At 59.1% G+C, this 2,063-nt stretch carries 5 protein-coding genes; all 5 read left to right on the forward strand.

The genetic code is table 11. From position 1 onward, the window contains the following. Window positions 1–240 precede the first annotated feature (240 nt). From BP858_RS04370 to BP858_RS04390, 5 genes are read left to right on the forward strand one after another with little or no spacing between them, the layout of a single operon-like run. The gene (locus tag BP858_RS04370) at window positions 241–519 is read left to right on the forward strand and encodes a hypothetical protein (protein WP_242405196.1); all 279 of its coding nucleotides are present in this window, start codon (window positions 241–243) and stop codon (window positions 517–519) included. Between the two features lie 21 nt (window positions 520–540). Beyond that, on the forward strand, window positions 541–822 hold the full coding sequence (locus BP858_RS04375; RefSeq protein ID WP_286878949.1) for a type II toxin-antitoxin system RelE family toxin: 282 nt from the start codon (window positions 541–543) through the stop codon (window positions 820–822). Then, window positions 819–1,226, forward strand: a complete 408-nt coding sequence (locus BP858_RS04380) for a hypothetical protein (RefSeq protein WP_286878950.1) — start codon at window positions 819–821, stop codon at window positions 1,224–1,226. The genes BP858_RS04375 and BP858_RS04380 overlap by 4 nt, the downstream gene beginning before the upstream one ends. Before the next feature lie 38 nt (window positions 1,227–1,264). Further along, entirely contained in the window at window positions 1,265–1,462 is a 198-nt protein-coding gene (locus BP858_RS04385; RefSeq protein WP_062263067.1) for a hypothetical protein, read from the forward strand. Then, a complete protein-coding gene (locus BP858_RS04390) occupies window positions 1,447–1,782 on the forward strand; it encodes a type II toxin-antitoxin system PemK/MazF family toxin (protein WP_062263070.1) in 336 nt (111 codons plus the stop codon). The genes BP858_RS04385 and BP858_RS04390 overlap by 16 nt, the downstream gene beginning before the upstream one ends. The last annotated feature ends 281 nt before the right edge of the window (window positions 1,783–2,063 follow it).

Raw genomic sequence — 2,063 nt, forward strand, 5'->3', positions numbered from 1 at the left:
CGGGAGACCGGACCGATGAAGAACAGGACGGCAACGGGAGCACCACTTTGCCGGGTACAGAGAGTACCGGGAACTGGTGTCGGGATGGGAGGACGCCACCCCGAGGGAAAAGTCCGGATTGTTGAGCCCGGCGTTCAGGTCCAGGAGGCATACCGGAAGAAATCGGAAAGGTAGCAGTTCAGGCTGTCCAGTGAGAGTACCTGCTCTATCAGGGTACTCATTCTGGCACATTTATTCATTATGGCAAATGTGCACATCAATAAATACCAGAACGATCCACAGAGATGCATGTCTTCTGCCACACGTGATACCGGCAGCCAGATCAAGCGCATTCCCGTGAAAGAACCCACCTGGAGGGATCTGCACGACCTCAAAGAAGCCGGAGAGAGCTACGATGACCTGCTTAGCCGGATGATCCGGCGCGAGCGTGACTATCGCGACTGGAAGATGATCGTCGAGATCGAGGAGGCCGGCGAGTTCGTAGCCTTCGACCCGGACGAGATCCTGCGGGACGATTGAGGGGCCGGGGAGCAGGAGAGCGTGTTCACCATTCTGATCGAGAGGAAAGCACGGGAGTTCTTAAAGGGGCTCCCCCCAAAAACCCGACGCATCATCGTTGAAAAGATACAGGATCTCGCGGATGACCCGTTTCCAGGAGGAAACAAGGAAAAACTTGAGTGTCCCCATCCCCCTGCCGTCTACCGCCTCCATATCAGCAGATCCTTCACCGTTTTTTACATCATTGAGCACGAGGAGAACGCCGTCAAGATCGAGAAGATCGTGACGATCGAGAGGGCCCACAAGGAGTATTCACGCCGGTGAGGTCCGGGCCGTGCCCACGGCTCCGGATGATGGCGAGCCCGCTCCTCGCCGCCGCCCTCGTGGTGCTCGCCTACGCCCGCCCCCTCCCCGGGATGTCGGCAAGCCCCGGTATCGTCCCAGACATGCGCTACCTCTCCCCAGCCTATCCTCCCCTGCTCGTCATCGGGGTCTACGCCCTGAAATACGCCCGTCTCGACAGCGACGGGGTCCGGGAGGCACTCCGGACGCTCTTCCGGATCGCGGTCATCGACCTCCCGCTCATCTTCATCATCCTCCAGACCGTCGTCGGCAACAACCCCACTGGACAGGTCACGCTCGTCACAACCCTCACCTACATCTTCCTCGCTGAGGCGAATCTATGTCCTAGTAAACAACCCTTCTTCGGACAGAGATATGTAGATTAAAGCACCAGAGGATCATATATTGCAGAGGTGAGGTTGCCATGACCCGAGTAAAAGAGGAGATCATCAGTGAATTGAACGACCTCCCGCCCCGGACATACGGTGAGGTGCTTGATTTCATCCGGTACCTCAAGTCCCGGCGCCGGAAGGCTGCCCCGGACACCGCCCTCGCGAGCGAGCCCGCGCTCCGAAAAGACTGGCTCCGACCCGAGGAGGAAGAGGCGTGGAGCGATTTGTAAAGGGCGATGTTGTCGTTGTACCGTTTCCCTTCTCGGATCTCTCGACGGTGAAGCGGCGCCCGGCTCTTGTTGTCGCGGCACCTGGTGGGGACGATCTCATCCTCTGCCAGATCACGAGCCAGCAGATCCGGGATCGCTACGCCGTCGGCATCACCGACATGGAGTTTACAGAGGGAACACTCCGCAAACCGAGCAACATCCGGCCAAACCGGCTCTTTTCGGCCAGTGTCGACCTGATTCTTTATCGCGCCGGCCATCTCAACGACCAGACCGTCACGTCGGTTATCGATGGGATCATCGGGATCCTGCAGGCTGAGTAACTTCCTGCCCCAACGTTCTGCCAGGACCCCGCAGTTTTTGCCTTCGCACCCCTTCACGTTCAGCCCGCGCACGGCCCGTCTTTCTAATCCCTTCGTTTCAGATTCATCCATGATATGCTCCCCCTCGCCACGACGAGACCCTTTTTAGCGATCCTGACGTCTTCGAGCCCGCGTTCGTCCCCGGAAGTACGCCGGCCTGGACAGCGACGGGGTCTGGGAGGCGCTCCGGACACTCTTCCGGCTCGCGGTCATCGACCTCCCGCTCATCTACGTCGTCCTCC

It is taken from the genome of Methanoculleus sp. UBA413, assembly GCF_002502935.1.
Taxonomy (GTDB): domain Archaea; phylum Halobacteriota; class Methanomicrobia; order Methanomicrobiales; family Methanoculleaceae; genus Methanoculleus; species Methanoculleus bourgensis.